At 63.1% G+C, this 6,252-nt stretch carries 7 protein-coding genes; 4 read left to right on the top strand and 3 right to left on the bottom strand.

All coding sequences use genetic code 11. From position 1 onward, the window contains the following. A partial coding sequence (locus EOA24_RS24245; protein WP_127410138.1) for a M24 family metallopeptidase occupies positions 1 to 552 on the top strand: 552 nt, incomplete at its 5' end. Beyond that, positions 539 to 1,765 (top strand): amidohydrolase, encoded by a 1,227-nt coding sequence (locus EOA24_RS24240; protein ID WP_126082456.1) that lies wholly within the window; start codon positions 539 to 541, stop codon positions 1,763 to 1,765. The genes EOA24_RS24245 and EOA24_RS24240, both read left to right, overlap by 14 nt. Before the next feature lie 33 nt (positions 1,766 to 1,798). On the opposite strand, the gene EOA24_RS24235 is transcribed toward EOA24_RS24240, so the two are convergent. Continuing rightward, positions 1,799 to 3,079 (bottom strand): M23 family metallopeptidase, encoded by a 1,281-nt coding sequence (locus EOA24_RS24235; RefSeq protein ID WP_126082457.1) that lies wholly within the window; start codon positions 3,077 to 3,079, stop codon positions 1,799 to 1,801. A gap of 305 nt (positions 3,080 to 3,384) precedes the next feature. On the opposite strand from EOA24_RS24235, the gene EOA24_RS24230 reads away from it, so the two are divergent. Then, complete coding sequence (locus tag EOA24_RS24230) at positions 3,385 to 4,386, top strand: sterol desaturase family protein (protein ID WP_126082458.1); 1,002 nt, start codon at positions 3,385 to 3,387, stop codon at positions 4,384 to 4,386. Next, positions 4,383 to 5,519 (top strand): GNAT family N-acetyltransferase, encoded by a 1,137-nt coding sequence (locus tag EOA24_RS24225; RefSeq protein WP_126082459.1) that lies wholly within the window; start codon positions 4,383 to 4,385, stop codon positions 5,517 to 5,519. Before EOA24_RS24230 ends, EOA24_RS24225 begins: the two co-directional genes overlap by 4 nt. Positions 5,520 to 5,560: 41 nt before the next feature. Here EOA24_RS24225 and EOA24_RS24220 read toward each other — a convergent pair whose 3' ends face one another. Together EOA24_RS24220 and EOA24_RS42450 are read right to left on the bottom strand one after the other, a co-directional pair. After that, entirely contained in the window at positions 5,561 to 6,028 is a 468-nt protein-coding gene (locus EOA24_RS24220) for a peroxiredoxin (RefSeq protein ID WP_126082460.1), read from the bottom strand. A 20-nt stretch (positions 6,029 to 6,048) separates the two neighbouring features. Next, positions 6,049 to 6,252, bottom strand: a 204-nt coding sequence (locus tag EOA24_RS42450; RefSeq protein ID WP_210213599.1) for a hypothetical protein, incomplete at its 5' end; no start/stop codon positions are given.

The raw sequence follows: 6,252 nt of genomic DNA, 5'->3' as shown, positions 1-6,252 counted from the left end.
TTCGCCGGCGACATCACGGCGCTGCCGCCGACGATCCTCGGCGGCGAAAACGCTTCCGCCCCCCACATCATGTGGAGCGACCGGCGTTTCGGAAAGGACGAAACTATCGCGCTGGAACTCGCCGGCGTCTGCCGCCGCTATGCCGCAGGGCTTGCCAGGACCATGCAGCTCGGCAAGACGCCGACCCGCGTCGCGGACACGGCAAAGGCTGTGATCGAGGGCATGGATGCGGTGCTCGACACGGTACGGCCGGGCACGACCGCCGAAGCGGTCGAAGCCGCCTGGCGCAAGGTCATAGAGCGCTACGGGCTGAAGAAGGAATCGCGCATCGGCTATTCCATCGGCGTTGCCTATCCGCCGGATTGGGGCGAGCACACGATCAGCCTGCGGCCCGGCGACAAGACGGTGCTGCAGCCCGGCAATGTCGTCCATTCCATCCTGGGCATGTGGATGGACGGCTGGGGCATCGAGGTCAGCGAGACCATCCTGGTGACTGAGACCGGCAACGAGACGCTGACGAAGTTCCCGCGGGATATCCATGTCAAAACCTGACCGGCCGTCCTCGACGAGCGATGCCGCGCCCGACATCGATGCCGGAATTCTCGATCGGATGATCGAGATCCGGCGCCATCTGCACTGCCACCCCGAGCTGTCGAACCGGGAAGCGGGCACGCAGCGCTATTTGCGCGAGATGCTTGCAAAGGAAGGGATCACCGAAATCCGTGATGTGGCCGGCTACGGGCTTGCCGTCGACATCGTCGGCACCGGCCGGCCTTCGAACCGCAAGGTGGCTATCCGCGCCGATATCGACGCCCTGCCGATCGAGGAGGAGTCCGGCGTCGACTTTGCGTCCAAAAATCCGGGCGTGATGCATGCCTGCGGCCATGACGCCCACGCCGCGATGGGCTTTGCGGTCGCCGCGCATCTCAATCGCTCACGCGACAGTTTCGGCGGAACCGTTCGCCTCATCTTCCAGCCGGCCGAGGAAGATGAACCGTCCGGTGGGCGACGGGTGGTCGAGGAGGGGCTTCTCGACGACGTCGATGCCGCGATCTGCGTCCATGTCGATCCGTATACGCCGTCCGGCAAGGTGGCCGTCGGCCCGGGTCCCTACACTCTCGCCTGCGACACGTTCGATGTGCTGGTCACCGGCTCGGCGGCGCATGCGGCAAAGCCCTATGAAGGCATAGACGCGCTGACTGTCGCCTGCTCCATGGTTAGCGAGCTGCAGAAGATCGTTTCGCGTGAGACCGATCCCTATGATCCGCTGGTCATCTCGGTGACCGCCATCAATGGCGGCAATGCCTATAACGTCACTGCGGGCAAGGTCGCGTTCAAAGGCACCATCCGCAGCGGCAACGACGCCACTCGCGAGCGGGCCTGGCGCCGGCTTCGCGAGATGCTTGAACGAACAGCGGCAAGCCACGGCGCCAGCGTAAAGATCGACATCCACCGAGGCGAACCAGGCGTCGTCAACGATGCCGAGATGGCGGCCCTGATCATGGCCGGCGCCAAAGCCAGCATTGGCGCGGATAATGCTCTCAACATGCCTGGATGGAGCATTGCCGACGACTTCGCTTACTACAGCGAGAAACGCCCGTCGGTCTATTTCCGGCTCGGCATCCGCAACGAGGGGGTAGGGTCAGTCTACCCACTCCACCATTCCAGGTTCCGCATCGACGAGACGGCGTTGAAGAACGGCGTCCTTACTCTGGTTTCGGCGGCAACGATGTACCTGGCTGGACAGGAGAATTACGGCGCTTAGCCGATCCGCAGGCGCCTTTGTCGGATAAGCCGGTCAAAGGTATTGCGCGACCTTCTTGCCGACAGTGAGGAAGCGTAGCGGGTCGACCGCCTCGCCATCGTGGCGCACCTCGTAATGGAGGTGCGGGCCGGTCGAGCGCCCGCTGCTGCCGGTCTTGCCGATGATGTCGCCGGCGGCGAGCTTCTGGCCGACAGTGACGTCGATCTCGCTCAGATGTCCGTAGCGTGTGGCGAAGCCGTTGCCGTGGTCGACCTCGACCATGCGGCCGTAGCCGCCGGCCCAGCCGGCCCTGGTGACGATGCCGGCGGCCGTGACCTTGGCCGGCATGCCGATCGGCGCCCTGAAATCCATGCCCGTGTGCAGGGCGGCGCTGCCCAGGATCGGGTCCGTGCGTACGCCAAACGGGCTGGTCACTGGATGGCCAGGGGCGGGGTTGGCGAGCGGCAGCTTGCGCGCCTCCTTCTTGACTCCGTCAAGCGCGTCGAGCGCCTCGTCCAGTTCCTTGACCCTGCTGTCGAAAACCAGCGAGGGATCGAGCGGCACCAGTGGGCCGCCGACATCGCTCTTGTTGAGCTCGCTGTCGACCGGCAGGCCCGCGGCTTCCAGCGCCTGGGTTATGGCATCGGCATTCTTGTAGGCGCTGTCGGCAAGCGTGGTGATGCGCGAGAGCTGCTGGCTCTCGATGGCCTTCAGCGAAGCGTTGATCGAGACGAACAGCTTGTCGGCGCGATCGGCGGCCGTTTCAGCATCGAGCGGATCGGATCTTGTCGACCAGAGCGAGAAGGGCCTGGTGTCACCGGCGCTCAAGGATGCGACGGAATAGGTCGGCGCCTGAGAGAGGCTGCCGGTGACCTCTGCGGGTTCATCGCGTTTGGCCGCCGCGGCGCCTGCCGCGGGCGCGTCGCCGACCTCGTTCTCGGCGCGCTCGAGGATCGGGCCGAGCCGCCCGTGGCGCTCGCTGAGCTGGGTCTGCCTGGCCAAGAGTTCGCTGACCTTGGTTTCCATCAGCTGCTGGTCGAGAAGCTGGCGGCTGGTAATGCGGTCGACCTGGGCACGAAGGGCCGAGATGCGGTCCTCATAGGCCTGCTGCATGCGCGCCTGCCTGGCCGTCGTGGCGCCGATCAGGTCGTCGCGCAACACCAGATAGGACGTGGCAAGCAGATAGCCGATGGCGATCGCCGCCAGGGCCGAGCCGAGGAAGGCGGCGAGCCAGGGGCGGATGGTGAAATGCCTTATCTCGTTGCCGCGGGCGATGATGACCGTGTGCGGTTCCTTGCGCCTGCCGAAGACAGCTGACTGACCGGTTGGTTTCACGGGGACCAGGCTTTCGTTACGGGACCAACGACAAGCCTGATTACACATTATTAGGGTTAACAAAGGCTTGCCGGGTCGACCGCGCGGCGCCGAATGCACGCAGCACGGGCACGGGGTTGCGCGTAAATCTCCTGGACGCGGACGCCATGTCGCGAAATCGTTGGCGACGAACTCCAATGTTCTGCCAGGAGCGGCCTGTAGCTCCCAGAGTAAGGCTCGGGTTTCTTAACTCTGTTCGATTGCGTTTAGTTGACGTTTTTCGAGTAAAGGCGTGTTGGTGTTTGGGATTCACCGTGGCGGTAGGAATGCTGGACGATCTGGTTGGCAAGATCCTCGACAAGATTTCGGGCACCAGTCTGCTGGCGACCGGGCTTTTGCTGCTGACTGCCTTTGTCAGCGCGCTTGTAGCCTATTGGCGCACGGTCGAGGAGAAGAGCTGGAAGGAGTTCTTCGAGTTCGTCATCCCGCACGAGGTCATCACCCATCCCTCCGCGAAGGCCGACCTTCTGTTCTGGGTCACGAAGAAGGCCCTGATGCCTTTCCTGATGCTGCCCGCCGGAATCGTCTTCGTCACAGCGGTGGGGTATGGGACCAACTGGCTGTTTTCGACACTGCTCCACTTCCAGCCGCCTCTGACCGAGGGGCCGGCAGGGCCGGTGACGGTTCTGATCTTCACCGTCAGCATGCTCCTCGCCTACGACATTTCCTATTATCTCTATCACGTCGCGCAGCATCGCTATCCGCTGCTCTGGGAACTGCACAAGGTGCATCACTCGGCCGAGGTGATGGTCGGGATCACCAAGGACCGGGTCCATCCGCTCGACGAGTTGATGAACCGAGCCTGGGATGGCATCATCGTAGGGTTCTGCTTCGGCATCTGGTCGCTGATTTCGCTGAACCTTGTCGAACTGACCGTTTTTGGCGTCAACGTCTATGTCATGCGTAACATCCTGATGATGGATTTCGTCAGGCACACGCATTTCAAGATCTCGTTCGGCCCGCTCAACCATTTGATCCTGTGTCCCCACTGGCATCAGTTGCATCACAGCGTCGATCCGCGCCACTACGACAAGAACTTCGGGCTGCTCTTCTCGTTCTGGGACCGGCTCTTCGGAACATTGTGTGTGCCGAGGCCTGACGAGGACTTCACGTTCGGGCTGGTCGACCGCGATGTGCGCGACTATCAGTCGCTCGCAGGCCTCTACGTCATGCCGCTGAAGCGGATGTGGGGACATATCGCCAGGCGCATCCGGCCTGGAAAGCCACGGTCACGCACCTCGCGAGCGTCGGAGGGGACACGGCCATGAACGGTCCCGTTGTGCTCGCAATCCCGCGGACACACACCTTCGAAGTCGTGACGTCGGCGGCGCGCCTGGCCGAGATCGCACCGGCCTGGAGGGCGCTCTGGCAGTGGGCTGGCGGGCTTGTCTTCCAGCACCCGGACTGGATCGCGGCCTGGTGGCGCACCACCCCGCAGCAGGAGCGGCGCGCGCTCAGGATTGGGCTTGCCTGGAACGGCGACCGGCTCGATGGCGTGATAGCGCTCGCGACCTTCAGGCGTTCCGGCATCCGCATACTCGAATGGGCGGCGAAGGATCACAGTGACTATGGCGACGCGCTGGTTGCACCCGACAGCGACCCGCGGGCGATCTCCCGCCTCTGGCAGTATGTTTTTGACCAGGGTGGCTTCGACCTGATCTATCTCAACCGTCTGCTGCCGGATGCCGGTGTTCATGCCCTGCTGGAACCGGCTCATGGCAAGGCGCTTCGGCCCAATCACCGCACCGAAATCAGCTATCGTGTCGCTGGCTCCTGGCAGCGTGGGGCGGAATGGTTCGAGACGTTGTCCAAGAAGGGCCGGCAGAACTATCGTCGTGGCCGCAAGTTCATGGAAGAAAGCGGTGCATTGCGTTTCCGGCTGCTGGACTCGGCGGAGCCGCGAGAGCCGGTGCTCGAGCGCGTCGCGACGTTGAAGCGGCTCTGGCTCGCTCGCCATGGTCGCGCCTCGGATCTGTTCGATAAGGGCTCGCCGGTTCTTGCCGCGCTTACTTCGGTGCTGGCCGACCTCGGGCTGTTGCGCATCTTCGTGCTGGAGCTCGACGACACGATCGTCGCCGTCTCGATCAATTTCGAGCAGCACGGCACGATGATGGCTTTCGTCACCACCTATGATCCCGAATACGAGCGCGCCTCGCCGGGCATGGTACTGATGATGGACTATATCCAATGGTCGTTCGACCGTGGCCTCGCCACGGTCGATTTTCTCTGCGGCGGCGAGGATTTCAAGCGGCGCTTCGCCACGCAGTCAGTCACGCTGTCGTCCATGATGGGTGCGCGCGGTTTGCGTGGCCATCTCGCCGCGCTGGCCGATCAAGCGAGCCATCGTTCGAAATCCTGGAGGACGTGGCGGCAGCCGAAGGCCGAGGCACCTGACGAGTAACGACCATAATTGTCGATTGCTTTGGTGGGGGTTGGCGACGCTCAGAGCGCGCGCACGGCCTCGAGCACTTCTTCGGCATGGCCCTTGACGCGAACCTTGCGCCAGACGCGGGCAATGCGCCCATCCTTGCCGATCAGGAAGGTGGCGCGTTCGACACCCATATAGTTGCGCCCGTACATCGTCTTCTCGACCCACAAATGATAGGCCTCGATCACCTTGCGCTCCTCGTCGGCGACGAGATCGACGGTGAGATCGTGCTTCGCCTTGAATTTGTCGTGTTTCTTCACGCTATCGGGGGACAGCCCGATCACTTCGGCGCCGGCCTTCTCGAACTCCGGCTTCAACTGCGAGAAGCCGATCGCCTCGCTGGTGCAGCTTGTGGTGTCGTCCTGCGGGTAGAAGTAGAGTACAATGGGTTTGCCCCGGAGCGCGGCGAGACTGAGGGAGCCGCCGCCGTCACGCGGAAGATCGAATTGAGGCGCTGCGTCGCCGACCTCGAGATCAGCCATATCGATGCCCTTGTTTGCGGTTACGCGTGGGAACGCATCGATATAACGTGAGGCGGGGATTCGTCCATGACGAGTTCGTCACAACGGAAGATTACTTGGATCAGGAAGACCCGCAGCACGAGAAGATCAGGTTCAGGCGTGACGAGATCACCGACCTGGCGGCTTTCCCCTCCGCTTGCAAAGTGCCGCCGCTTGGGCGCGCCAGGATCGGTCGTGGCTTTCGC

Source organism: Mesorhizobium sp. M2A.F.Ca.ET.039.01.1.1, assembly GCF_003998035.1.
In the GTDB taxonomy this organism is placed as follows: Bacteria; Pseudomonadota; Alphaproteobacteria; order Rhizobiales; family Rhizobiaceae; genus Mesorhizobium.
The sequence above is the reverse complement of the archived record's forward strand: the minus strand, read 5'-3'. Positions and strand labels throughout refer to the sequence as shown.

Coding starts and splice junctions, on each gene's coding strand:
- EOA24_RS24230 (WP_126082458.1), top strand. CDS start 3,385: ATGCTGGACGATCTGGTTGGCAAGATCCTCGACAAGATTTCGGGCACC.
- EOA24_RS24240 (WP_126082456.1), top strand. CDS start 539: ATGTCAAAACCTGACCGGCCGTCCTCGACGAGCGATGCCGCGCCCGAC.
- EOA24_RS24220 (WP_126082460.1), bottom strand. CDS start 6,028: ATGGCTGATCTCGAGGTCGGCGACGCAGCGCCTCAATTCGATCTTCCG.
- EOA24_RS24225 (WP_126082459.1), top strand. CDS start 4,383: ATGAACGGTCCCGTTGTGCTCGCAATCCCGCGGACACACACCTTCGAA.